This window comes from Arthrobacter sp. ov118 (genome assembly GCF_900116495.1).
Lineage (GTDB): Bacteria > Actinomycetota > Actinomycetes > Actinomycetales > Micrococcaceae > Arthrobacter.
Genome location: NZ_FPAY01000002.1, coordinates 167,170 through 191,599 on the forward strand (window position 1 = coordinate 167,170; position 24,430 = coordinate 191,599).

At 67.5% G+C, this 24,430-nt stretch carries 24 protein-coding genes and 2 tRNA genes; 15 read left to right on the top strand and 11 right to left on the bottom strand.

What is annotated here, in order from left to right; genetic code table 11:
• The first annotated feature begins 52 nt into the window (after nt 1-52).
• From BM372_RS06185 to BM372_RS06205, 5 genes are all read left to right on the top strand, one after another.
• On the top strand, nt 53-1,543 hold the full coding sequence (locus tag BM372_RS06185) for a glyceraldehyde-3-phosphate dehydrogenase (RefSeq protein WP_090953258.1): 1,491 nt from the start codon (nt 53-55) through the stop codon (nt 1,541-1,543).
• A gap of 106 nt (nt 1,544-1,649) precedes the next feature.
• Nucleotides 1,650-1,859 carry a hypothetical protein gene (locus tag BM372_RS06190; RefSeq protein WP_090953260.1) on the top strand — a complete coding sequence of 70 codons (210 nt, stop codon included), beginning with the start codon at nt 1,650-1,652 and terminating at the stop codon, nt 1,857-1,859.
• A gap of 112 nt (nt 1,860-1,971) precedes the next feature.
• Entirely contained in the window at nt 1,972-2,778 is an 807-nt protein-coding gene (locus tag BM372_RS06195; protein ID WP_090953262.1) for an HNH endonuclease family protein, read from the top strand.
• A 62-nt stretch (nt 2,779-2,840) separates the two neighbouring features.
• A complete protein-coding gene (locus tag BM372_RS06200; RefSeq protein WP_090953264.1) occupies nt 2,841-3,299 on the top strand; it encodes a DUF1579 family protein in 459 nt (152 codons plus the stop codon).
• Between the two features lie 9 nt (nt 3,300-3,308).
• Nucleotides 3,309-4,019 carry an alpha/beta fold hydrolase gene (locus BM372_RS06205; RefSeq protein ID WP_090953266.1) on the top strand — a complete coding sequence of 237 codons (711 nt, stop codon included), beginning with the start codon at nt 3,309-3,311 and terminating at the stop codon, nt 4,017-4,019.
• A gap of 154 nt (nt 4,020-4,173) precedes the next feature.
• Here BM372_RS06205 and def read toward each other — a convergent pair whose 3' ends face one another.
• From def to orn, 4 genes are all read right to left on the bottom strand, one after another.
• On the bottom strand, nt 4,174-4,746 hold the full coding sequence (gene def / locus BM372_RS06210) for a peptide deformylase (protein ID WP_090953268.1): 573 nt from the start codon (nt 4,744-4,746) through the stop codon (nt 4,174-4,176).
• Between the two features lie 38 nt (nt 4,747-4,784).
• Nucleotides 4,785-5,939, bottom strand: a complete 1,155-nt coding sequence (locus tag BM372_RS06215; protein WP_177235914.1) for an acyl-CoA dehydrogenase family protein — start codon at nt 5,937-5,939, stop codon at nt 4,785-4,787.
• Nucleotides 5,940-6,151: 212 nt separating this feature from the next.
• Nucleotides 6,152-6,224, bottom strand: a tRNA-His gene (locus BM372_RS06220).
• A 131-nt stretch (nt 6,225-6,355) separates the two neighbouring features.
• Nucleotides 6,356-6,973 carry an oligoribonuclease gene (gene orn / locus BM372_RS06225; protein WP_090953270.1) on the bottom strand — a complete coding sequence of 206 codons (618 nt, stop codon included), beginning with the start codon at nt 6,971-6,973 and terminating at the stop codon, nt 6,356-6,358.
• Nucleotides 6,974-7,141: 168 nt separating this feature from the next.
• On the opposite strand from orn, the gene mptB reads away from it, so the two are divergent.
• From mptB to BM372_RS06240, 3 genes are all read left to right on the top strand, one after another.
• The gene (gene mptB, locus BM372_RS06230; protein ID WP_177235915.1) at nt 7,142-8,758 is read left to right on the top strand and encodes a polyprenol phosphomannose-dependent alpha 1,6 mannosyltransferase MptB; all 1,617 of its coding nucleotides are present in this window, start codon (nt 7,142-7,144) and stop codon (nt 8,756-8,758) included.
• 17 nt (nt 8,759-8,775) lie between these two features.
• Entirely contained in the window at nt 8,776-9,543 is a 768-nt protein-coding gene (map, locus tag BM372_RS06235; protein ID WP_090953273.1) for a type I methionyl aminopeptidase, read from the top strand.
• A gap of 84 nt (nt 9,544-9,627) precedes the next feature.
• Nucleotides 9,628-10,644 (top strand): magnesium and cobalt transport protein CorA, encoded by a 1,017-nt coding sequence (locus BM372_RS06240; RefSeq protein WP_090953275.1) that lies wholly within the window; start codon nt 9,628-9,630, stop codon nt 10,642-10,644.
• 72 nt (nt 10,645-10,716) lie between these two features.
• Here the strand turns inward: BM372_RS06240 and BM372_RS06245 are convergent.
• Both BM372_RS06245 and BM372_RS06250 read right to left on the bottom strand, forming a co-directional pair.
• A tRNA-Arg gene (locus BM372_RS06245) sits at nt 10,717-10,789 on the bottom strand.
• 70 nt (nt 10,790-10,859) lie between these two features.
• A complete protein-coding gene (locus tag BM372_RS06250) occupies nt 10,860-11,771 on the bottom strand; it encodes an EamA family transporter (protein WP_256214075.1) in 912 nt (303 codons plus the stop codon).
• 83 nt (nt 11,772-11,854) lie between these two features.
• Here BM372_RS06250 and BM372_RS06255 point away from each other — a divergent pair, with 83 nt between their 5' ends.
• From BM372_RS06255 to ettA, 3 genes are all read left to right on the top strand, one after another.
• The gene (locus BM372_RS06255; protein WP_090953278.1) at nt 11,855-12,763 is read left to right on the top strand and encodes a LysR family transcriptional regulator; all 909 of its coding nucleotides are present in this window, start codon (nt 11,855-11,857) and stop codon (nt 12,761-12,763) included.
• Between the two features lie 117 nt (nt 12,764-12,880).
• Nucleotides 12,881-13,414 carry a single-stranded DNA-binding protein gene (locus tag BM372_RS06260; protein WP_090953752.1) on the top strand — a complete coding sequence of 178 codons (534 nt, stop codon included), beginning with the start codon at nt 12,881-12,883 and terminating at the stop codon, nt 13,412-13,414.
• A gap of 119 nt (nt 13,415-13,533) precedes the next feature.
• Nucleotides 13,534-15,216: an energy-dependent translational throttle protein EttA gene (gene ettA / locus BM372_RS06265; RefSeq protein ID WP_090953280.1), complete on the top strand. Its 1,683-nt coding sequence runs from the start codon at nt 13,534-13,536 to the stop codon at nt 15,214-15,216.
• Between the two features lie 78 nt (nt 15,217-15,294).
• Here ettA and BM372_RS06270 read toward each other — a convergent pair whose 3' ends face one another.
• Nucleotides 15,295-16,269 (bottom strand): acyl-CoA thioesterase, encoded by a 975-nt coding sequence (locus tag BM372_RS06270; RefSeq protein WP_090953282.1) that lies wholly within the window; start codon nt 16,267-16,269, stop codon nt 15,295-15,297.
• A 164-nt stretch (nt 16,270-16,433) separates the two neighbouring features.
• Between BM372_RS06270 and BM372_RS06275 the strand changes: the two genes are divergently transcribed.
• Entirely contained in the window at nt 16,434-17,093 is a 660-nt protein-coding gene (locus BM372_RS06275; RefSeq protein ID WP_090953284.1) for a DUF8185 domain-containing protein, read from the top strand.
• Nucleotides 17,094-17,150: 57 nt separating this feature from the next.
• Here BM372_RS06275 and BM372_RS06280 read toward each other — a convergent pair whose 3' ends face one another.
• The 4 genes from BM372_RS06280 to pepN all read right to left on the bottom strand — a co-directional run bounded on the left by BM372_RS06280 (nt 17,151) and on the right by pepN (nt 21,577).
• Nucleotides 17,151-17,609: a globin gene (locus BM372_RS06280; protein WP_090953286.1), complete on the bottom strand. Its 459-nt coding sequence runs from the start codon at nt 17,607-17,609 to the stop codon at nt 17,151-17,153.
• A gap of 4 nt (nt 17,610-17,613) precedes the next feature.
• Nucleotides 17,614-18,273, bottom strand: a complete 660-nt coding sequence (locus BM372_RS06285; protein WP_090953289.1) for a mechanosensitive ion channel family protein — start codon at nt 18,271-18,273, stop codon at nt 17,614-17,616.
• Between the two features lie 145 nt (nt 18,274-18,418).
• On the bottom strand, nt 18,419-18,898 hold the full coding sequence (locus BM372_RS06290) for an OsmC family protein (protein ID WP_090953291.1): 480 nt from the start codon (nt 18,896-18,898) through the stop codon (nt 18,419-18,421).
• 123 nt (nt 18,899-19,021) lie between these two features.
• Complete coding sequence (gene pepN, locus BM372_RS06295; RefSeq protein WP_090953292.1) at nt 19,022-21,577, bottom strand: aminopeptidase N; 2,556 nt, start codon at nt 21,575-21,577, stop codon at nt 19,022-19,024.
• Between the two features lie 306 nt (nt 21,578-21,883).
• Here pepN and BM372_RS06300 point away from each other — a divergent pair, with 306 nt between their 5' ends.
• From BM372_RS06300 to BM372_RS06310, 3 genes are all read left to right on the top strand, one after another.
• On the top strand, nt 21,884-22,885 hold the full coding sequence (locus BM372_RS06300; RefSeq protein ID WP_090953294.1) for a hypothetical protein: 1,002 nt from the start codon (nt 21,884-21,886) through the stop codon (nt 22,883-22,885).
• Between the two features lie 78 nt (nt 22,886-22,963).
• On the top strand, nt 22,964-23,455 hold the full coding sequence (locus tag BM372_RS06305) for a ribose-5-phosphate isomerase (RefSeq protein WP_090953296.1): 492 nt from the start codon (nt 22,964-22,966) through the stop codon (nt 23,453-23,455).
• Nucleotides 23,455-24,426, top strand: coding sequence for an Fpg/Nei family DNA glycosylase (locus BM372_RS06310; protein WP_090953298.1), 972 nt, complete (start codon nt 23,455-23,457; stop codon nt 24,424-24,426). The genes BM372_RS06305 and BM372_RS06310 overlap by 1 nt, the downstream gene beginning before the upstream one ends.
• Nucleotides 24,427-24,430 lie beyond the last annotated feature (4 nt).

A 24,430-nucleotide genomic window follows, 5' to 3' on the forward strand; every position in this document is an offset into this window, starting at 1 on the left:
GCCGACTTCCCCATACGAGGACGTAGGGGATGGATTCTAGGAAGGTAGTTCTGTGAGCCAGACGTCAGATTCTTGTCTTGATACGTGGATGAGCCGTGAGGCGCTCGCCGAGGCCATGATCCCGGTGATCGGCCGGCTGTACCGCGAGAACAACGTGGTGACGTCCATCCACGGACGCAGCCTGATCAACAAGTCCACGATGAATATTCTCAAGGCCCACCGCTTCGCCCGCCGGATGAGCAAGGAAGAACTGCGCCTGGAGGAAACGGCCCCTCTGCTGGAGGCCCTGACCAGGCTGGACCTCGGCGCCGCTGCGATCGACATCGCCCGCCTCACCGAGAAGTACCGCGCCGAGGGTGACGGCGTCAGCCTGGACGAGTTCCTGCGCGGGGAACTCGCTGAGGTTGTCGGCAAGCGTGGCGGCGATGACCGGACCAGCACCGACGTCGTCCTTTATGGCTTTGGCCGCATCGGCCGGCTCCTGGCCCGCCTCCTGATCGAAAAGGCCGGCGGCGGGCACGGCCTGCGCCTGCGGGCCATCGTGGTGCGCCGCGGTTCGGACAACGACCTCGCCAAGCGCGCCAGCCTGCTGCGCCGCGACTCGGTCCATGGTTCCTTCGAGGGCACCATCAAGGTGGACCTCGAGAATGACACCATCACCGCCAACGGCGTCCAGATCCAGGTCATCTACTCGGACAACCCCGCCACGGTCGACTACACCGCCTACGGCATCAACGACGCCCTGGTGGTGGACAACACGGGACGTTGGCGCGACGCCGAGGGCCTGTCCCAGCACCTGCAGAGCAAGGGCGTTGCCCGGGTCCTGCTCACAGCCCCGGGCAAGGGCGAGCTGAAGAACATCGTGCACGGCATCAACCACCGGGACATCACCGACTCCGACACCATCGTGTCGGCCGCATCCTGCACCACGAACGCCATCACCCCGGTGCTTAAGGCGATCAACGACCGCTACGGCGTGGTGCATGGGCACGTGGAGACAGTCCACTCCTTCACGAACGACCAGAACTTGATCGACAACTTCCACAAGGGTGACCGCCGCGGACGCTCGGCCGCGTTGAACATGGTGATCACCGAGACCGGTGCCGCCAAGGCCGTCGCCAAAGCCCTGCCCGAACTGCTGGGCAAGCTCACCGGCAGCTCCATCCGTGTCCCCACCCCGGATGTGTCGCTGGCTATCCTGAACCTGAACCTGGAGAACGGCACCACCAAGGACGAAGTCAACGACTACCTGCGGGAGTTGTCGCTGCACTCGGAGTTCCGCAAGCAGATCGACTACATCGATTCGCCCGAGGTTGTCTCCACCGACTTCGTCGGCTCGCGCCGCGCAGGCATCGTGGACGGCCTGGCCACCATCTCCAACGACAAGAACCTCGTGCTCTATGTCTGGTACGACAACGAGTTCGGCTACAGCTGCCAGGTGGTCCGCGTTATGGAGGAAATGGCCGGCGTCAATCCGCCGTCCTTCCCCGCCAAGGACGCAGCTGCCATCCTCGAGGCCGCCGGGCTGCCGGTCGAGGTCTAACCGGGCAGCCAATCCTGCAGGCGGAGCCGCCCGCCTGAGCGGAGCTCGCTGCGCTTTCCCGGCCGATGCACTGGAATCGGCCGGGAAAGGACCCCACAATGGAGCCATGGAACAGAACCCGGCACTTGAACACGAGACCACCCTGGAACACGCGCTGGACGTCGCCCGGAGGAACGCTAAGGAAGCCAAGCGGCTCCTCGACGACGCCCTCGTCAAACGCCAGGCCGGTGAAGTCAACGACGACCGGGTGAACCAGCTTCGGGACCTGCTGGATCTGGCCAACGAAGACCTGAAACGGGTTACGCGGGAACAATAAAACCCCCGGCTTCTTCGGCACCTGTCCCCAACACTGTGGACAGGGCCCCGGGTGTCGGGCCGCCGTCGTAGGCTCACTGTGTGCAACCAGAACGCGGCGCCCGGCGACCCTCATGACCGTCACCTGGACGCAATACCGCCGCGCCCGGCGCCGGTCGCGCCAGGCGTGGATTCTCCTGGCTGCGGCTGGCCTGGCCGTGCTGGGCGGACTGGTCTGGTTCTTCACCGCCGGACAGTTTGCCCTCGGGGAACCCTCGCCCCAGGGTCCCAGCGAGGCCCCCGTGCTGGCGGCCGGGTGGATGAAGCCCGTCAGCGCCGTCCGGGCGGTGCCGGAGGCGCCCGCCGCCGTCGTTCTTGACACGCTCGAGGTGAAGGGCCGGTCCGCCAAGGACAACTATGACCGGAGCGCCTTCGGCCAGGCGTGGCTCGACGTCGACGGCAACGGCTGCGATACCCGCAACGACATCCTGCGCCGGGACCTGACGGCGGCGCACTTCGTCGAAGGCTCCCGGTGCAAGGTCACCGGCGGCACTTTCCGGGAACCGTACACCGGCCACGTGATCGCGTTCCGGCGGGGCGCCGAGACCTCCGCCGCGGTGCAGATCGACCACGTTGTGGCGCTCGGTGACGCCTGGCAAAAGGGCGCCCAGCAGCTCACCGCGCAGCAGCGCGAACATCTGGCCAACGACCCCCTCAACCTGGTCGCCGTCGACGGTCCCGCCAACCAGGACAAAAGCGCTTCCGACGCCGCCACCTGGCTGCCGCCGAACAAGGCTTTCCGCTGCCATTATGTTGCCCGCCAGATTTCCGTCAAGGCGGCCTATCGGCTGTGGGTCACGCCAGCAGAGAAGGAGGCAATGAAGCGGATCCTCACTTCGTGCCCCGAGCAACAGACCATCGTTCCGCAGCCGCCCCGCTGAGCGGCCTGCTGCACCGCCGGCGGCCGGGGCTGTCCGCTTGACGGTGCTCAGTAAACTGCAGCATGGACATTGTGCGATACCTGACGCCTCTGCTGGGCAGCTGGCAGGGCGAAAACCGTTTCCGGCTCATGCCCACGGACGATTTCAAGGGCTCGGCGGCCACCGGCACCGTCACGGTGACTGCGGCGCATTTCGCGACCGTCGCCTACACGTGGTCGGACGGGGAGAGCCCGCAGGAAGGCCTCCTGCTCCTGGCCGGCGGAATGTCCGACGCGGACCCGGCCACCGCTGTGTGGGCGGACTCCTGGCATACGGGAAGGGCGCTGATGCAGTTCGCCGGGACGGTGGGCGGTGACGGTGTGCTCCGCCTCCATGGCTCCTACGCGGCACCGAGCGGTCCGGACTGGGGCTGGCAGATCCACATTCACCCGGGGGAGGGCGGTGGCGGGCGCCTCACCATGCACAACGTCGTCCCAGGTGAGGACCCCTATCAGGTGGTCGAGCTGGCACTCGAACGGTAGGGTACCGGCATGGACATCATCCTCGTTCCCGGATTCTGGTTGGATGCCTCGTCGTGGGACCAGGTCACCCCGCCGCTCACTGCGGCCGGGCACAACGTCCACCCGCTGACATTGCCGGGCCTGGAGTCGGCGGACGCTCCGCGCGCTGGCATCGGCCTGCGCACCCACATCGACGCCGTCGTGGCGAAGATCGACACCCTCGATGCGCCGGTGGTCCTGGTGGGCCACTCCGGCGGCGGAGCCATCATCCATGGCGCCGTCGACGCCCGGCCGGAGCGGGTGGCCCGGGCGATCTACGTGGACAGTGGCCCGCTCGCCGACGGTGGCGTCATCAACGACGAACTCCCGGCTGACGGCGACGACGTGCCGCTGCCGCCGTGGGAACTCTTCGAGGACGAGGACCTCACGGACCTGACCGACGGCCTGCGCGCCATGTTCCGGGCCCGGGCCATCCCGCAGCCTCGCGGCGTGGCCCAGGACCGGCAGCAGCTCCAGGATGAACGCCGCTTCGAGGTGCCTGTCACCGTCATTGCCTGCGAGTTTCCGTCTGCGATGCTGACCGGAATGATCGCCGAGGGCCACCCGTACGTGGCCGAACTCGGACGGATCCGGGACGTCGAGTACGTGGACCTGCCCACCGGGCACTGGCCGCAGTTCACCAAGCCGGCCGAGCTCGGCGCCGCCATCCTGGCCGCCGTCGACCGAACCTCGGGCAGCTAGCTGGCGGGCAGCTTCTGAACTCGGGAAATTCCGCCGAAATTCCCCACCTTTGGGACCCGCCGCCGCCGCGTCCCGCCAAACCGCCGGCGAGTTCCTGCGCATCGGCGTCAAGGGTGGGGAAAATCCGCGTACAGCCGCGCCTAACTGCCTGCCGTCAGTGGCCGAACGGGTCCGGGTCGACGCCCGGCATCCAGGTCAGCCCGGGGACGCCCCAGCCGCTGCGCTTGGCCTGCTTCAGGGCCTTGCGGGAGTAGCGGTCGATCAGCCGGTTCACGTAGAGCTTGCCGTCGAGGTGGTCGTACTCGTGCTGGATGACGCGGGCAAACCAGCCCGTCGCCTCGAATTCCACCGGCTTCCCGTCGCCGTCGAAGCCCTGGACCCGCGCCCATTCGGCCCGCTTGAGCGGATACTGTGCGCCGGGGAAGGACAGGCAGCCTTCCTCTTCCTCGTCCGGGTCCGGCAACGCGCCGGAGACCTTGGAGAGCGTCAGCACGGGGTTGACGACGACGCCGCTCGGCGGGGCGCCGTCGTCGTTGGTGTACTTGTACACGAAGAGCCGTTTGCCGACCCCCACCTGCGGGGCGGCCAGTCCGACGCCGTTGGCGGCGTCATTGGTCTCGAACATGTCGGCGATCAGGGTGCGCAGTTCGTCGTCGAAGGTTTCGACTTCCGCGGCCCGGCGGTGCAGTACGGGCTCGCCCCAGATCGTGATGGGCAGGACGGTCATGTCAGGAAAGTTCCTCGGGTGCAGGTGGAAGCGGCGGGTCAGCCGGCGATGGTGCGGCCGACGACGTCGCGCATGATTTCGTTGGTGCCGCCGAAGATGGTCAGCAGTCGGGCGGCGAGGTAGGCCTGGGCCACCGGATATTCCATGATGTAGCCGTAGCCGCCGTGCAGCTGCAGGCAGCGGTCCGTGACGGACTTGGCGCGCTCGGAGGCCCAAAGCTTGGCGCGGGCGGCGTCCCCTGCGTCGAGCTCGCCGGCATTGAAAGCCAGGATGGCCTGATCCACGTAGGCCTCGGTGACCTCAACCTCGGTGAGGATGTCGGCGAGTTCGAAGCGGCTGTTCTGGAAGTCGATGATCCGCTCGCCGAACGCGTTGCGGTCCTTCGTGTAGCGGACGGTCGCCTCGTAGACGGCGCGCACGACGGCGGAGCTGGCCACGGCGATCGCGAGGCGGCCCTGGGGGAGCTGCTCGGCCGCGTACTGCAGGCCTTTGCCCTCCTCGCCCACCAGGTCGGCGTGCGGGACGCGGACGCCGTCGAAGAACAGTTCGGCCGTGTCGGAGGCTTTGAGCCCCATCTTGTCCAGCTGCTTGCCGGTGTTGTAGCCCTCGCCCTTCTGCACCATGAACAGCGAGAAGGAGTCGTGGTTTCCGCGTCCCGTGCCGCCGTCGGTCCTGGCCAGGACCAGGGAGGCGTCTCCGGAAATGCCGTTGCCGATGAACGTTTTCTGGCCGCTGATCAGCCAGTCGTCGCCGTCGCGGACGGCCTTCGTGCGGATACCGCGCAGGTCCGAGCCGGCGCCAGGTTCCGTCCAGGCGATCGAGGTGACCTTTTCACCGGTGACCATGGCCGGCAGCCAGCGGGACTTAAGGTCCTCGGAGCCGTAGGCCAGCAGGTGGGGGAGGACCATGTCGTCGTGCAGGTGGAAGGCCAGGCCGACGGCGAGGTGGTCGCTCTTGGCGAATTCTTCGTCCAGCACCGCCCGGAAGCGGTAGTCGGACATGCCCATGCCGCCGAACTCCTCGGGCACGGCCAGGCCCAGCAGGCCCTGCTCGCCGGCAGAGGTCCACAGGTCCCGGGACATCATGTGGTCCTGGTCCCACTGGGCGTAGTGCGGGGCCACCGAGCGCGCGTTGAACTCGGCTGCCATCTCACGGAACATCCCGTGGTCTTCTTCAAAGAGCTTCCGCTTCACTGCGTTTCCTTCCAATGACAGATCCTGCACAGACACAGACCAAAAGGCACGGTACCCAAAAAACGCGGTCCCAAAAGGCGCGGTCCCAAAAGGCACGGTCCCCAAAAGGCGCGGTCCCAAAAGCAAAGTGCGGGTACAGACAACAAAGGCCGCACCGGATATCCGGTGCGGCCTTTGGAAAAGGTCGGACAATCACTGCCGTCCTTCATGAGGGTGAGCGACGGGGGTTGAACCCGCGACCTCCTGGACCACAACCAGGCGCTCTGCCAACTGAGCTACGCCCACCATGTGCCCTATCGCGCCCTCCGGCGAACCGGCTGGCTGGAAAGGCAACGACAAATAGCTTACCTGCTGTTCGGGGGTGGTTTTGCCACTTTTGCGGTTTTCCCCAAAATTTCCGCAAAACGTGGCGCAGATTACTCTTTCGTGCCGCCGCCCATGACGCGCTTGGCGATCTGCTGCGCGGTGGCGCTGTCCGGGCCCGGCGCGGGAACGAACACCGCCTCGCGGTAGTAGCGGAGCTCGTCAATGGAGTCCTTGATGTCCCCGAGGGCACGGTGCCCGCCCATCTTGGCGGGGGACTGGAAGTAGGCGCGGGCAAACCAGCGGCGGGAGAGCTCCTTGATGGTGCTCACGTCAATGACCCGGTAATGCAGGTGCTCGACAATCTCGGGCATGTCCCGGACGAGGAACACCCGGTCCGTGCCCACCGAGTTGCCGCCGAGCGGGGCCTTCTTGGCGTCCGGCACCCACTTCTTGATGTACTCGAGCACGGCGGCCTGTGCTTCGGCCATGGTCTTGCCGTGCGGAAGTTCGGCCAGGAGGCCGGAACGGGTGTGCATGTCGCGGACGAAGTCGTTCATCTGGGCCAGCGCGGCGTCGTCGGGCTTGATCACGACGTCGACGCCGTCCCCCAGGATGTTGAGCTCCGAATCTGTCACCAGGGCGGCCACCTCGATGAGGGCGTCGTTCTTGGTGTCCAGGCCGGTCATCTCACAGTCGATCCAGACGATGCGTTCGTTAGTTATAGGCACCCGCTCAGCCTACCGTTCCGACGCCGCGGAGCCGTCCGGTGCTAGGATTTCGGGTACGCGGCCGTCGAAGTATTTCGTCAACTTGTTTCGCAAGCGCGGCGCCCCGGGCCGGTCCATTCGGCCGGCTGTGGGCGGTATGTGGCCCACAACAGATTGGACGATTCTGACATGACGGCGCCTGTGCCTGCGGCGGGGGAAACGGCTGTCGGTACCTCGCGCGTGGCCCCGTCCCGGCTGTCCCCGTCCTCGGTGTCCGCCTCCGGGCAGTCAACCTCCGGCCAGTCCTGGGGGGACGACGTCGACAACCCGCGGTCCCCGATCCTCGCCGGCCTCCTGGGGTCGCTGGCCATGATGATCGGTTCGATCGGCGTCGGCTGGCTCGCCCCCGTTTCCGGTCTCCGGCGCGTTCCGCTGTTCATCTGGATGCGCACCGAAGCCGTCGGCGTTGCCCTGTCCATCATCCTGCTCTCCTTTGGCGGCATGCTGCTGGTCCGCGCGTGGCTGCGGCTCGGCCAGCGCGTCCGCGTCTGGGGGCCCGGCGCCAGGAAGGCCACCCTCCTGGCGACGGTTGCCTGGGGCCTGCCGCTGATGTTCTCCGTGCCGCTGTTCAGCCGGGACGTCTATGCGTACATCGGCCAGGGCCGGCTCATGGTGGAGGGGTTCAACCCCTACGAAAACGGCATCTCCGCACTGTCCAACTACTTCCAGCTGGGCGCGGACAAGATGTGGACCGAAGCCCCCGTTCCCTACGGCCAGCTCTTCCTGTGGATCGAACAGTTCGTAGTCTGGGCCACCAACGTGCACCCGGAAGGCAGCATCATGCTGTTCCGCCTCGTCGCGCTGGCAGGCGTCGCCCTGTGCGTGATTTACGTGCCGAAGCTGGCCGAACTGCATGGCGTGAACCCGCAGCGTGCATTGTGGCTGACCGCGGCGAATCCGCTGTTTCTCACCAACTTCATCGCCAGCGTCCACAACGACTCCCTCATGATCGGGCTGGCCCTGGCCGGGCTGTACTACTGCGCCACGCGCCGCGTCATCCTCGGAATTGTCCTGGTCACGCTCTCGATCTCGGTCAAGCCCATTACCATCGTCTTCCTGCCGTTCATCGGCCTGCTCTGGGCGGGAAAGAATGCCAGCTGGCCGCGTAAGTTCGTCTTCTGGGGCCTCACCGCCGGCCTCAGCCTGGCCCTGCTGTATCTCATGAGCCGGGTCAACGGCTTCGGCTTCGGCTGGATCAACGGGCTCTCCGCTCCCGGCAGCATCTGGATCTGGTACGCGCCCGTGGGGCTGGTGGGACTGATCGTTGCCTCCCTCTCGAACGCGGTCGGGCTCGACGGCTGGGGTCTGGCCAAATGGGCGTTCGACGCCGGCAAGCTGGTCGCCGTCGGGATCGTCGCGTGGCAGATCTTCCGCGGTGACTACGACCGCCTGATGCGCCGGCTCACCCTGGCGTTCGCCGCCGTCGTGCTCCTGTCCCCGATGATCCAGTCCTGGTACATCGTCTGGCTCGTCCCGCTGTTTGCCGTCACCGGCATCCGCGACGACTGGCAGGTCAAGGCGCTGTACTTCATCGTGTCCTTCTTCATGGTGTACGCGATCTCGGACCAGCTGGACGTCTTCCCGTACCTGCAGACCGCGGACCTCGGCCTGGCCCTGGCCCTGGCCCGCAATGCCGCGGCGATCATCGCCCTGCTGTTTGCCTTGTACCTGATCTTCCTGGACCCGAAAACCAAGATGCTCTTCAGCAAGTCGGACGAGCCGGTGACCACCCGCCCGGTCATCTAGGCTCCGGAAGGAACCCCATGTCCATGATCAAGAGTCCCGAAGAGATCTCCCTCATGCGAGAGGCGGGCAGGGTGGTCGCCACCACGCTGGTCCGCGTCCGGGAAGCGGCCGCCGTCGGTGTCTCGCTCAAGGAACTGGACGACGTCGCGGCGGAGTCCATCGCCGGCGCCGGCGCCACGCCCGCGTTCCTGAACTACCGGCCGCGGTGGGCGGCCGTCCCTTTTCCCGGGGTCATCTGCACGTCCGTCAACGACGCCGTCGTCCACGGCATCCCCAACGGCTACCGGCTCCAGGACGGGGACCTGCTCAGCGTGGACTGCGGTGCCTTCCTGGACGGCTGGTGCGGCGATGCTGCCGTTAGCTTCATCGTGGGCACGCCGGATCCGGTAGACCAGGCGCTGATCGACGCCACGGACGCCGCACTGGCCCGGGGGATCGAAGCGGCGAGGATCGGAAACAAGATGGGGGACCTGGCCTACGCGATCGGCGGGGAAGCGCGCCGGTCCGGTTACGGGCTGCTCGCCGACCATGGCGGCCACGGGATTGGCCGGACCATGCACGCCGAACCGCCCGTGCCCAACGACGGCCGGCCCGGCCGCGGCATCAAACTGACCGAGGGCCTGGTCATCGCCATCGAGCCCATGCTGATTCTCGGCCGCAAGGACGACTACTACCACGACGAGGACGAGTGGACCCTGCGGACTGCCAACGGGCGCCGCGCCGCCCACAGCGAGCACACCGTCGCCATCACCGCGGACGGGCCCGTGATTCTAACCCTGCCCTAGGGTGTTCGTACGGGGCTGTTGGCAGGGGACAGGGCACGGTATAACGTTCCAGCCAAGGGAAGGCCTTGGCGAGGAGGCGCGGCCGTGACGATTATTGACAACGCCGTCTATGTGGAAGGTCACCGGACCGCCGACCCGGAAGACCTTGAGGAGACGTATTTCCTCCTGCGCCAGCGCCAGGGCATGGCCTGGATCGGGCTGTACCGGCCGGACGCCGTCGAGCTGCGGTCGGTGGCGGAGGAATTCGACCTGAGCCACCTGGCCGTGGAGGATGCGCTCGCCGGCCACCAGCGCGCGAAACTGGAGCACTACGGCGACACGCTGTTCCTGGTGCTGCGGCCCGCCCGGTACCTCGACGAGGTAGAGAAAGTCGAGTTCGGCGAGATCCACGTTTTCGCCGGCCCGGACTTTGTGGTCACTGTCCGCCGGGCAGAGTCTCCCGACCTGGCCCGCGTGCGCCGGCGCATGGAATCCCAGCCGGAGTTCCTGGCGCTCGGACCTGATGCGGTGCTGTACGCGATCGTGGACCAGGTGGTGGACGAGTACGAGCCGGTCGCCGCAGGGCTGGAAAACGACATCGATGAAATCGAGGACGACCTTTTCGCCGCCGATCCCGGGGTGTCGCGCAGGATTTATGAATTGTCCCGCCAGGTCATCACGTTCCAGCGCGCCACCGCCCCGCTTGCCGGCATCCTGCAGACGCTCATGGCCGACGGCCAGGACGGCGCGGCGGACCAAGAATTGCAGGACCATTTCCGGGACGTACTGGACCACGCCCTCAGGCTCGGCGAACGGGTGGCGGCCTTCCGGGCGCTGCTGCAAAATGCGTTGGCCGTCAACGCAGCGCTGGTGGCCCAGCGGCAAAACGACGAAATGCGCCTCCTGACGGAGTCGAGCTTCGCCCAAAGCGAGCAGGTCAAACGGATCTCGTCGTGGGCGGCTATTTTATTCGCCCCGACGCTGATCGCGTCGATCTACGGCATGAACTTCCGCTCGATGCCCGAACTCGACTGGTTCTTCGGCTATCCGATGGCCCTCGCGCTGATGGTGCTCATGGGCGGGGCCCTGTACCTGACGTTCAAGCACAACAAGTGGATCTGACGGGGCTGTCGGGGCTGTTGCGGCTGGGGGCTCTGGGCTGCGGAAAGTCCGCAGCCCAGAGCCGCTCTCTTGTGCCCCAGGAGGGAATCGAACCCCCGACCGGCGGATTAGAAGGCCGCTGCTCTATCCCCTGAGCTACTGGGGCACGCTGGTGCCCGCCGGCTGCTGCCGGGGGACGCCTCAAAAAGTTTACAGTGCCGGACGCCCGGCGGCGGTCATTGGTGTGCCGTCAGGGTCGGCCCGGTGGTTTCCGGCAGCCCTGACTCCTGCGGGGAGCGGTCCGCCTGGACAGTGACGCCGATGCCTGCCGCCACCACCAGAGCTATCCCCACGATGGCGCCGAGGCCGGGGGTTTGTCCCAGTACGGCGAAACCGATCAGTACGGCAATGGCCGGTTCCAGGCTCATGAGCGTCCCGAAGGCCGAGGCTTTGAGGCGGCGCAGGGCGAGCAGCTCCAGGCTGAACGGGATGACCGGCAGCAACAGCGCCAGGCCCGCTCCCACGAGCAGCAGCTGCCAGTCGAGCCGGCCGAACACCGACGGTCCCACGACGACGGTCGCCGCCACCGCGGCAACGGGCATGGACACCGCCAGCGCCTGCAGGCCGCTCACCTCGTCCCCTGCGCGCTGGGTCAGAAGAATGTAGGCCGCCCAGCAGGCGGCAGCGCCCAGGGCCAGGAGGACCCCGACCAGGTCCGTGCCGCCGTGCCATGGCTCGGTCAGCGCAGCCACCCCGGCCGCTGCCGCCAACGCCCACCACCGTCCGGTCCGCCGTCCCCGGATGACAGCCACCGACAGCGGACCCAGAAACTCCAAGGCACTGGCCGTGCCCAGGGGTATCCGGACGGCGGAGGCCATAAACAGCAAAGTCATCCCTGCAGTGACCAGTCCCAGCAAGGCGCAGGTGATGAGACCGGATCGTGTGAACCGTGCGCGCCAAGCACGCGTGAGGGCCACCAGGATCAGCGCCGCCCATGCCAGCCGCAGCCAGGCGACCCCTTCGGCGCCCAGGCGATCCGACAGCCCCACCGAGGCGGCTAGGCCCAGCTGCACGCAGCACATTGCTGCGCCTGCCATCGCCGTGCCGGTGCGTGGAGAGCCGGAATTACCAAGTGAAATCGTCGCCATGAGTCCAGTAGACCCGCCGGTGACTATGTACGTCCACGTGATAATCATTCACAAACCGTCCATAAAACACGGACAATGTTGGAATGGAGACCCGCCGCTTAGAGATCCTTCTTGAACTCGCCCGCCAGGGCTCAATGCGCAATGTCGCCGACACTTTGGGAACGACGACGTCGACCGTGTCTCAGCAGATCGCGGCCCTGGCCCGGGAAGTCGGAACGCCGATGCTGCAACCCGCGGGCCGGGGTGTGCGTCTGACCCCCGCCGGCCGCCGCCTGGCCGATCACGCGGTGACCATCCTTGGCGCGGTCGCGGCCGCGACGGCAGAACTGGATGCCGGAGCTGAACCCGTGGGAACAGTCCGGGTGGCTGGATTCGTGACCGCTGTCCGCAAAATCCTCATGCCTATCGTCGCTGACCTGGCCTCCAGCCACCCCGACGTGAAAATCGAGGTGCGGGAGCACGAGCCGGCTGAGGCGCTCGCGCTCCTTGCCTCGGACACCGTGGACCTGGCCCTGACCTATGACTACAACCTCGCTCCGGACGGGACCGGCGCCGACTTTGACTCAATCCCCTTGTGGACCACGCCGTGGAGCCTTGGTGTGCCCGACAGGGACTCCGATGACCTGCCCGGCAGCGCCCCCGAGATCTTCCTGGCCTTCCGGGACCAGGACTGGATCGGCAACTCGCGAAACCGGGCGGATGAGGATGTTCTTCGGCTGGTTTCATCGATGGCGGACTTCGAGCCCCGGGTCAGGCACCAGGCAGACAGCCTGGAGCTGGTCGAAGACCTTATCCTCGCCGGGATGGGAATCGGCCTCCTGCCCGCGGACCGGCAGCCCAGGCACGGCGTCACGCTGGTTCCGCTCGCCCAGCCCGAGCTCCGCCTGCGGGCATTTGCCCGCACACGGCACGGCAACAGCGCCTGGCCCGCCCTTGCCGCGGTGCTGAACCACATCAAGAGGAGGGCCGCCGCGGTCGGTACGGCGCCCTGAGCCGCCCGAAGTTCCCGGGTTGTCCACATAGCGCCTTCCGGGTCTGGCTGGCCCGCGTCCCCTGCAGGAAGCTGGAAGTGCCCGTCAGGGCGAGACAACTCGAGACAGGACATGAGCATGAATGACAACATCACGGTCCGCGGCTTTGTCGCCTCGGAGATCAGGACCTCGACGACGCCGGGAGGCGTCGGAACCGCCTCTTTCCGGCTGGGTTCGACCGAACGGCGCTTTGACCGCACCGCGAACGCCTGGGTTGACGGAAACACGAACTGGTTCACTGTGCAGGGGTACCGTCAGCTGGCCGGGAACATCGGCTGCAGCATCAAGAAGGGCCAGCGGGTCATCGTCGTCGGCAGGCTTAAGCTGCGCAACTGGGAAAAGGACGGCCGCGTCTATCATGCGGTTGACATCGACGCAGAATCCGTCGGCCACGACCTCATGTGGGGTTCCGCGAACTTCATCCGGACGGCCGGCGGCGCCCCCGCAGCCGGCCAGGACGCGGCCGCCGGCAATGACGCACCAGGCGATGCCGATCACGACGGGCAGGGCGACGCCGACCACGACGTCGACGCCAGCGGGGACGGGGACGCCGACGATGACGACCTGGAGTTCGACGCGGTGACCGGCGAACTGAAAGAGACCGCCGCCTGAGCCCGGGGCTGGCGGCGGGCCGGTGTTTCTTCGGCCGCGGCTTCGGTGCCGCTACCTAGCGCCTGGGAAAAGGCTTGCGGAATGTGAGTTATCCCGGCCGAACCACTAGATTTGTAGGCATGGCGGAATTTATCTACACAATGACCAAGGCCCGTAAGGCTGTCGGCGAAAAACTCATCCTCGATGACGTAAGCATGTCCTTCTTCCCGGGGGCCAAGATTGGCGTTGTCGGCCCGAATGGTGCCGGTAAGTCCACCATTCTGAAGATCATGGCGGGCCTGGACACGCCCTCCAACGGCGAGGCCCGGCTCAGCCCCGGCTACACGGTCGGCATCCTGCTTCAGGAGCCGCCGCTGAACGAAGACAAGACCGTCCTGGGCAACGTCCAGGAAGGCGTCGGTGAAATCTACGGCAAGATCCAGCGCTTCAACGCGATCTCCGAAGAAATGGCCAGCCCGGATGCTGACTATGACGCTCTCCTCGAGGAAATGGGACAGCTGCAGGAAGCGATTGACGCGGCCGACGCCTGGGATATCGATTCCCAGCTGGAACAGGCCATGGACGCCCTCCGCTGCCCGCCGGCCGACGCCGACGTCACCCTGCTCTCCGGTGGTGAGCGCCGCCGCGTTGCCCTCTGCAAGCTTCTGCTGCAGAAGCCTGACCTGCTGCTGCTCGACGAGCCCACCAACCACCTCGACGCCGAGAGCGTGCTGTGGCTTGAGCAGCACCTCTCCAGCTACCCCGGCGCCGTCCTCGCCGTCACCCACGACCGGTACTTCCTCGACCACGTCGCCGAGTGGATCGCCGAAGTGGACCGCGGCCACCTGTACCCCTACGAGGGCAACTACTCCACGTACCTGGAGAAGAAACGCGCCCGCCTGGAAGTCCAGGGCAAGAAGGACGCCAAGCAGGCCAAGCGCCTGTCCGAGGAACTCGAATGGGTCCGCTCCAACGCCAAGGGACGCCAGACCAAGTCCAAGGCCCGCCTGGCCCGGTACGAGGAAATGGCTGCCGAGGCAGACCGGACGCGCAAGCTCGACTTCGAAGAGATCCAGATCCCGCCGGGACCGCGCCTCGGCGGCCTCGTGCTGGAGGCCAAGGACCTCCAGAAGGGCTTCGATGACCGTACGCTGATCGACGGCTTGTCCTTCAGCCTGCCCCGCAACGGCATCGTCGGCGTCATTGGCCCCAACGGCGTCGGCAAGTCCACGCTGTTCAAGACCATCGTGGGCCTCGAGCCGCTTGACGGCGGCGACCTGAAGATCGGCGATTCCGTCAAGATCTCCTACGCCGACCAGAGCCGTGGCGGCATTGACCCGAACAAGACCCTGTGGGAGGTCGTGTCCGACGGCCTGGACTACATCCAGGTCGGCCACGTCGAAATGCCGTCCCGCGCCTACGTGGCCGCCTTCGGCTTCAAGGGCCCGGACCAGCAGAAGAAGGCCGGAGTGCTCTCCGGCGGTGAGCGCAACCGCCTCAACCTGGCGCTGACGCTCAAGCAGGGCGGCAACCTGCTGCTCCTCGACGAACCGACCAACGACCTTGACGTCGAGACGTTGAGCAGCCTCGAGAACGCCCTGCTCGAATTCCCCGGCTGCGCCGTCGTCGTCTCGCACGACCGCTGGTTCCTGGACCGGGTGGCCACCCACATCCTCGCCTACGAAGGCGACGAGGAGAACCCGTCCAAGTGGTACTGGTTCGAAGGCAACTTCGAATCCTACGAGGAGAACAAGGTGGAGCGCCTGGGCCCGGACGCGGCCAAGCCGCACCGCGTGACGCACCGCCGCCTCACCCGCGACTAAGCCCGCTACGCAGAAGGCCGGCTCCCTTGGGAGCCGGCCTTCTGCGTTATCCCGCGGCCGTGCGGCCGTCCGGGTGCGTCAGCGGGTTTCGGCCTCGCGCAGCCGGTGCTCCAGCATCTCGGACTGCACGGCGGCAGCGTTCGGCTGATCTGTCGGGATCCTGACCATGCCTTCCTGCGCCACCGTGGCCACATGCCGGCCGTCGCGGCTGAAGATCTTGCCCGTGGCGAGGCCCCGCGCGCCCTGGGCGCTGGGGGACTCCTGGACGTAGAGCAGCCATTCGTCCACCCGCACCGGCCGGTGCCACCACATGGCGTGGTCCAGGCTCGCCACGGACATCCCGGGCGTAATCCAGCTCATCCCATGCCTGCGGAGGATTGACTCGAGCAGCGTGTAGTCGCTCGCGTAGGCCAGGGCGGCCCGGTGCAGGCCGGCGTCGTCGGGCATCGGGCCGAACGTCTTCATCCAGACGGCGTTGCGCGCCTCCTTGGGCCCGTTCGCCGAGACGTACAGCGCCGGGTCGACGTGGCGGATATCGAACGGCCGTTCGTAGGCCCAGTGCCGGGCCACGGGGTGGTCGAACTTGCCCAGCAGGTCAGCGGTGCTGGGCAGCGACTCGGGGTCGGGGATCCCGGCTGGCATCTCGGACTGGTGCTCGATGCCCTCGTCCCCGGCCTGGAAGGACGCGATCATCGACAAAATGGGTGCGCCCTCCTGATATGCGTGGACCCTGCGGGCCGAGAAGGACCGTCCGTCGCGCAGGCGCTGCACGCCAAAGGTGATCGGCTTGTTGGCATCGCCCGGCCGCAGGAAATAGCCGTGCATGGAGTGGACACTGCGGTCCGGATCGACAGTGCGGCTGCCGGCGATGAGGGACTGTGCCAGCACCTGGCCGCCGAAGACCCGGTGCCGCGGCTGCCGCTGGGAAGGGCCCATGAAGATGTCCTCGTCCGTCCGCGCGCCCTCGAGTTCGCCAAGGTTGAGGAGTTCAATCAGCGAGGAGGTGGGGTCCTGGGTCGGGAGCGCCGGGAATCCGGCTTCGGCTTCAGTCATGGTCTGACTCTAGACGGCCCTGTCCCACTGCTCAAAAGGGGACACTGCTCAAAAGGGGACACTGCTCAAAAGGGGACACTGCTCAAAAGGGGACACTGCTCAAAAGGGGACACTGCCAAAAAGGGGACGCCGCTCCTTAGGAGCGCAGCCGGTAGAGTCGGAGTGTGTCTGATGTCCTAACCCAGTCCCTGCAGTTCACCGATCCCCGCGACCTCGCCGATCTGCGCACCTTCGCCACGCGTGCCAAGTCCATTGACGACGGCGCCATCCGGCTCCAGGCCGCGGGCCCGGTCCTGGCCGCCTACGTCTGCGTCCTGCGGCCCCGGCTCCTGGGTGAATCCACCCCCACCATCCTCGGCCTGCGGACCGTGGCCCTGGCGCAGCCGGCCGAGGCCGATGTCACCGTGCCGCTGTCCGCCGTGCTGGACCGTCTGGCCCGGGCGGGGGAGCACGACGTCGAACTTCCCCTGCCGCCGATGACCGTCAGCGAGTCGTGGGCCGGGATCGGGGCGCCGCGGGCCGGCTGGGAGCTGCTCGGCACGGTCCAGGACACGGTCCTGCGGGACGCAGCCGAGGCAGGCATCAGGGAGATCGCCGCGGTCATTCCGGACAAGCCGGGCGCGCTGATCGTCAACAACGCCCGGGCGACGGTCTGGGGGCGGGAACTGCCCGACGCCGGCGGCCTTCCGGCCGGCGCCGCGTTCGCCGCGCTCACCCTGGGCTTCCTGGCCGACGGCGAGCAGCGGCTCTTCCGGGCCGGGCGCTGGTTCCGCCTCAGCGGCACCCGCGGGCACGTGCTGGTCCGGACGGGCTCCGGACTCTAGGGCAGACCGGCGGCGGCTGCCGGCCGCGGCTGTCGCTGACTCAGGTATTCGACGGGCTCAGCCCTCCGACGGGCTGTTCACCATGGACAGGGCTGCCCGTTCCATGTAGTCCCAAAGCGTCCCCTCATACAGCGGCGGCAGCTCCAGGGCATCCACCGCGGTGCGCATGTGGTGAAGCCAGCGGTCCTTGGCCTCCGGCGTCACGCGGAACGGCATGTGGCGCATCCGCAGGCGCGGATGCCCGCGCTCCTCGCCGTACGTCGTCGGGCCGCCCCAATACTGCTCCAGGAACATCAGGAAACGCCGTTTCGCCGGGTCGAGGTCCGCTTCCGGGTACATGGGGCGCAACAGCGGATCGTCCGCGACGCCGTCGTAAAAGACATCGATGAGCTTCACGAAAGTCTCGTGCCCGCCCACGGCGTCATAGAAATTGTCCGTGTAGCCGGGCTGGCTGAAGGGGTCGTTCTGCAGCAGCTGCTTGGGCTGCCGGGGTCCGCCGGCGCTGGGAATCGTCATTACTCTATTCTCCGGCCTGCTGCTGCGGCGCGGGCTCGGCCCCGTCGGCGGACGGCTCCGGAGGTGCAATGTACGTGCCCTGCGAACGGTTGCCCACGCGCAGGATTTCGCCGTTGCGCAGGTACCAGATGGTGCCGTCCTCCGCCAGGACCCGGGTGAACCGCAGGTTCATGGCCTCCACTGTGCCCACCACCTCGGAAGTCTCGATGACGTCGCCGATGCCGTACTGGTCCTCGATGGTGATGAAGATGCCGGCCAGGAAGTCGCGGATCAGCTGCTGGGCGCCAAAGCCGATGGCCACACCGAGGATACCGACGCTGGTCAGAATCGGGGCGATGTTCACGTTCAGGTTTTGCAGCACGTACATGATGGTGAGCGCGGCGACCAGCACGCCGATGACGCTCCGGAGCAGCGAGCCGATGGTGTTGGCGCGCTGGACGCGGCGCTCGTGGTCCAGCACCCGGAGGGCGGGAGCCACCCAGCGGAAGTGGGGCTTCTTGAACAGCCTGCTGCCCTCGGCGACGCGCTTGGTGATCCCGGAGATGATGAAGGAGGCCACCAGCCAGACCGCAACGCCGATGCCGATGCTGATGAGGACTCCGGGCAGGTTGATCGCCGAAATGTCCTGCGCCGTGATGGGCTCTACGGTTGTCATGCTGTACATCAGTAAGGCTTGCTCCTTGCAATGCCCCTGTGGGGCAGATGTTCAATGGGGTGCAGGTGTTCACTTCCGCCGGGCCATTGGCGGCGCGAAAGACACTTTGTTGTCCTTCAACTTTAGTGGAGGGGGCGCGGTCCCGTTGCCACGATCAGGCTGGCTCCACCACAGCCGTGGGCTCGTGCAGCACCGGAAAGTTCACGCTGCGGGCGATAAAACAGACTTTGTTGGCCTCGGCGTGGAGTTCCTCCAAAAGGTCCGGGGTGGCCTGCTCCGCCAGGGTTACCAGGGGCTTGAGCGTGACGGACTCGAACTGCCCGCTGCCGTCCCGGTTGGTGCGCATCAGCCCCTCGGCCCGGTCCTCATACGCGGTCACCACCACGCCATGCTTCACGGCCACATGCAGGAAGGACAGCATGTGGCATTGCGAGAGAGCGGCCAGGAGCAGCTGTTCGGGGTTGTAGCGCTGGCGGTCGCCGTGGAACGTCGGATCGGCCGAACCGTGCAGCACGGGCAGCCCGGGGATCTCGACGTCGTGGTCCCGTGAATAACCGCGGTAGGAGGACGTCCCAGCCCCGAGGTTGCCCGTCCAGCGGACCGTCAGCGCATAGCGGTGTTCGTCAAGGCTCATGCCTCCAGCCTAGGACACACCCTGTCCAAAGTAGTTCGGCCCAAGTGGTTCGCAGCAGGGCCGCTCTGGGCTCCAGAGCGGCCCCTGCTGCTAGTCAGTCGGGGAGTCCCGTCGGCGGGCGTCCTAGCCCACGTCGGCCTGGCGGGCCCGCAGGGCGCGGACCACGCCGTCGCGGTTTTCCAGCATCATCCGGCGCAGCGCGGCGCTGTCCGCCGGCAGCGAGGCCAGGAACTGATCCGTCCGGTCCACTGTGGCCTGGGTGGTCAGCTGGTCCGGGTAGAGCCCGACGACGATCTGCTGGGCCAGCGCGTGGGTGCGGTTGGCCACGATCCCCGGGACGGCCTCGAAGTACTTCTCGGCGTACGGCTCCAGCAAGGACGTGTCCAGGACCCGGGTAAACCCGGTCACCGCGGACCCCTGCAGGGCGTTGGAGAGATCGCCCTTGACCACGATTGATTCCCACGCTTCGGCCTTGGCCTCCGGAGTGGGGATTGCCGCCTTGGCCAGCGCTGCCGCGTTTTGCCCGTTGGAGGTGTTGTCCTGCGCCAGTTCCTCATCGATCCGGTCCTGTCCGGCACGGCCGCCCGCCACCAGGGACGTCAGCAGCTCCCAGCGCAGATCCTGGTCCACGGTGAGCCCGTCCAGGGTGCGTGAGCCGTCCAGCAGGCCGGACACCGTATCCAGCTGGCCGGCGCTGCGGGCCAGCAGGGCGTAGGACTTCACGAACTGCAGCTGGGCGTCGGAACCGGGGGCGACGGCCGAGGCGAGATCCCAAAGCGTGTCGGCCGCGCGGACCGAGGTGGCCTCCTTGTGCTCCTCGGCAACGTAGAAGGTCAGTGTCGTGGCGAGCTGGCGGAGCTGGACCAGGATCACGGAGGAATCGGACTCCTCCGCGATGTTGGCAAGAATCAGGTCCACGTAGCCGCGGGCCGGGGATTCGCCGTCGCGGGCAGCGTCCCAGGCCGAGCCCCACACCAGGGTGCGGGGGAGGCTTTGGCTGATGTCCTTCAGGTGGGCCGTGGCTGTGGCTTGTGACTGCGGATCCAGCCGGACCTTGGCATAGGCGAGGTCGTCGTCGTTCAGCAGGATCAGGTCAGGCCGGGCCAGGCCGGCCAGGGCCGGAACGTCGGTGCGCTCGCCGTCGACGTCGAGCTCCTCCCGGTGCACGCGCTCCAGCTTGCCCTCGCCGTTGAGGTTGTAGAAGCCGACGGCGAGCCGGTGCGGCCGCAGCGTCGGTTCGCTCTCGACCGCCGACTGCACGATGGCGAAGGAGCTGATCGTGCCGTCCTGCGTCACCGAGACGTCCGGGGCCAGGGTGTTGACGCCGGCGGTCTCAAGCCAGAGCCGCCCCCACTGGTCAAGGTCGCGGCCGCTGGCCTTTTCGAGTTCGGTCATGAGGTCGCTGAGCTCGGTGTTCTGCCAGGCGTGCTTGCTGAAGTACTCGCGCACGCCGGACATGAATTCCTCCGGGCCCACCCAGGCGACGAGCTGGCGCAGCACCGACGCGCCCTTGGCGTAGGTGATGCCGTCGAAGTTCACTTCGACGTCCTGGAGGTCGTTGATCTCGGCGAAGATCGGGTGCGTGGTGGGCAGCTGGTCCTGCCGGTAGGCCCACGACTTTTCGACGGAGGCGAACGTGGTCCAGGCGTGGTCGAACCGGGTGTTCTCCACGGCGGCCAGGTGGGACATGTACTCGGCGAAAGACTCGTTGAGCCAGAGGTCGTTCCACCAGCGCATGGTCACGAGGTCGCCGAACCACATGTGCGCCAGCTCGTGCAGGACGGTGATGGCGCGCCGTTCCACCTGGGCGTCGGTGACCTTGCGGCGGAAGACGTAGCCTTCCAGGATGGTGACGGCGCCGGCGTTCTCCATGGCCCCGGCGTTGAACTCGGGCACGAAAAGCTGGTCATACTTCTCGAAGGGGTACGGGCAGCCGAACTGGGCCTCAAAGAACTCAAAGCCCTGCCGGGTGAGCTCGAAGATGTTTTCCGGGTCGAGGTACTGCATGAGCGATTTGCGGGCGAAGATGCCCAGCGGAGTGACGCGGCCCTCCGCCGAAACCACCTCGCTGCGGACCGACTGGTACGGTCCGGCGATCAGCGCGGTGACATAGGACGAGAGCCGGGGCGTGGGCGCGAACTCCCAGACGGAGCGGGCGCCCCCGTCCTCGCCGGGGAGGGTCTCGACCGGCACCGGGGTGGGGGAGTTGGAGACGACGTCCCAGTGCGAGGGGGCCGTGACGGCAAACGTGAAGCTGGCCTTGAGGTCGGGCTGTTCGAAGACGGCGAACATGCGGCGCGAATCCGGGACCTCGAACTGGGTGTAGAGGTAGACCTCGTTGTCTACCGGATCCACGAAGCGGTGCAGGCCTTCGCCCGTGTTCATGTAGGGCGCCTCGGCGACAATGAGGAGGTGGTTCTCGGCCGCCAGGTCCGGAAGCTGGATCCGGACGCCGTCGGAGACCTCGGCGGGGTCGAGTTCGCGTCCATTCAGGTTCACGCTGTGCACCGCGTGGGTCACGGCGTCGATGAAGGTCGAGGACCCCGGCTTGGCCGTGAACTTCACGGCCGTGGTGGACCCGAAGACTTTCTCGCCGCGCGTCAGGTCCAGCTTGACTTCGTAGGACTCGACGTCGATCAGGTCGGCGCGCTCGCGGGCTTCCGCGCGGGTCAGGTTCATACCGGGCAAAGGGGCCTCCAGAAGAAGATGGATACTGCCGGCCGGCCGCAGCCGCCGGCGATACTGTGAAATTATTCTTTCACGTCAGCGGCCCGTGGCAAGTTAGCCCGGTCACAGTGTTCCGGACCGCGCCACGCCGCACCCCCCGGGTCGGGACCGGCCGGCACGCCCCGAGCCCCCTGGCGCTGCGGGCCGCCTGCCGGCCCGGGACCGGCCGGCACGCCCCGAGCCCCCTGGCGCTGCGGGCCGCCTGCCGGCCCGGGACCCCCCTGATCAGGGCAGGTCCGGCCGGGGTAGCGTTGGAGTATGGGAAAGTTTCGGGACTCAGTTGACGGCAGGGCCTTGCGCTTTGCCATCGGGTTTCCCCTGGTGCTGGCGGCCGGATTTGTGGTGTGCGCGCTTCTGGTGAAGTCCGATCTTCCCGAGCCCCTGGCCGTGCGCTGGACCGACGCCGGCGCCGCTGATTTCGCGCCCTTCGCCGCCGTGACCGGTGCCGGCGCCGCGCTGATCGTCGTGATGGGCTGGGCTGTGCTGCTGCAGGCCGTCCCGTTGTCCCGCCCCGCAATGATGCGCCGCATCATGATGGGAGCGGGCTTCGCCATGAGCCTGTTCATGGCCACCGTCCTCGCCGCCGTGCTCGTGGGCCAGCTGGGACTGCCCGACGCGCGGGAATCCCATGTGGATGCCTCGGTCCTGGCCCTGGGAAGCGGCGCGGCCCTCGCCATGGGCGTCGTCATGGGTTGTGTTTTCAAGGCCGACGAACGCTGGTCCGTCGATGACGATCTCGCCATCCGGCAGGCCCTCGAGCGCGAACGCGACCCCGATCTGGCCAGGGACTTCGTCCGCCTCTGGGTGCACGCCCGCAGCTCGATCTTCGTGATGCTCGGCATCGCCACGCTGCTGCCTGCCGCCCTCCTCAGCATCGCGGTACCCTGGCTGGCCGCGGTCCTCGTGGCCGGCGCCCTGGTGGCCGCGGCATTCCTGGTTGCCCGGATCCGGGTCGACCGCGGCGGACTGCAGGTCTTCGCGGCGGGCTTCGTGCGGGTCATGAACGTCCCGGCCGCGGCCATCGACTCCGCCACGGCCCGGGACGTCCGGGCGGCAGACTACGGCGGATGGGGGTACCGGGTCCACGGCAGCACCACGGCGCTGCTGGTCAGCAGCGGCCCGGCCGTGGTTGTGGACCGCTCGGATGGCCGCCGGCTGGCGGTGAGCAGCGGAAGTGCCGCCACGGCGGACAACATGGCCCGGACCCTTTCCCGGGTGGCGGACCGGGCCCGGCGAAACGGCGGAACCCCCGTCGCGTAACGCAGGGGCCTAGTACGCTTGGACCAGCCCCCGAACCGCCCCGGCCGCCGCGCGCAGCCGCAACCGAATGGACTCGCCGTGACCACTTCTGACTTCCCCCGCGTGCACATCGCCACCGACCACGCCGGAATGGAGCTCAGCGCCCACCTCGTCAGCCACCTCAGCGCGAAGGGCTACGAGGTGGTGGACCACGGACCCAAGGTCTACGACGCCCTGGATGACTACCCGTCGTTCTGCATCAACGCGGCCCTCGCCGTCGTAGCGGACCAGGAAGCCGGGACCAACGCCCTGGGCATCGTCCTCGGCGGCTCCGGCAACGGCGAACAGATTGCCGCCAACAAGGTCAAGGGCGTCCGCGCCGCACTGGCCTGGAACCTGTCCACCGCACAGCTCGCCCGCCAGCACAACGACGCCAACGTGGTGGCCGTCGGCGGCCGGCAGCACAGTGTGGACGAGGCGACGGCCATCATCGAGGCCTTCCTGGCGGAGCCGTTCAGCCAGGACGAGCGCCATGTCCGCCGGATCGGCAAGATCGCCACCTACGAGCGCACCGGCGAGGTTGTCCAGTAGTGCCGGAAGGGCACTCCGTCCACCGCCTGGCGCGCCAGTTCGGTGACGTTTTCGCGGGGGAGAAGCTCGCTGTTTCCAGTCCCCAGGGCCGGTTCGCCGCCGGTGCCGCCCTGCTGGACGGCCACATTCTGACCGCCGCCACTGCCCACGGGAAGCACCTCTTCCTCGACTTCGACCACGATCTGGTCCTGCACGTCCACCTGGGCCTCTACGGAGCCTGGGATTTCGGCGGGGATGCCACCTTCCGTGGCGCGTCCACCATCGGTGCGCCCCGCAAGGTGGGGGAGCGTGAGGTCTACGACGCCGGTCCCGCCGGCGACGTGCCGGCGGCGTCGTCTGCTTACGCAGGTCCGCCGGAGCCGGTGGGCGCCGTCCGGGTACGGCTGGTGAGCGGACATGGCTGGGCGGACCTGCGCGGCGCCACCACCTGTGAGGCGATCACAAGGGCGGAAGCCGCCGCCGTACTGGCCCGCCTCGGCCCTGACCCGCTGCGCAACCTGCCGGGGGACCGGGACGCGTTTGCCGCCACGCTGGCGGGCAAACGCACGCCCGTGGCGTCCCTGCTCATGGACCAGAAGGTGATTGCCGGCGTCGGAAACGTCTACCGCGCCGAACTGCTCTTCCGGCAGCGCCTCAACCCGTGGCTTCCCGGAGCCGGCCTGTCTCCGGAAGCGGCCCGCCGGCTCTGGGACGATACCGCGGCCCTCATGGCCGACGGCGTCCGCGACGGCCGGATTATTACGACGCCGCCGCAATACTGGCCCGGGACTTCCCGGGACGAGCCGGTTGGCGGGGCGCCGGCGGGCCCAGGGGCCGCGCTTCCGGATCCCGCTGTGCTTCCGGAACCGGACATGGCCCACTTCGTCTACCGCCGGCACGGCCTGGATTGCCGGAACTGCGGCACCCCCGTCGCGCTCACGGAGCTGGGCGCCCGGAAGCTGTACTGGTGCCCGCAGTGCCAGCAGGCCTGACCGG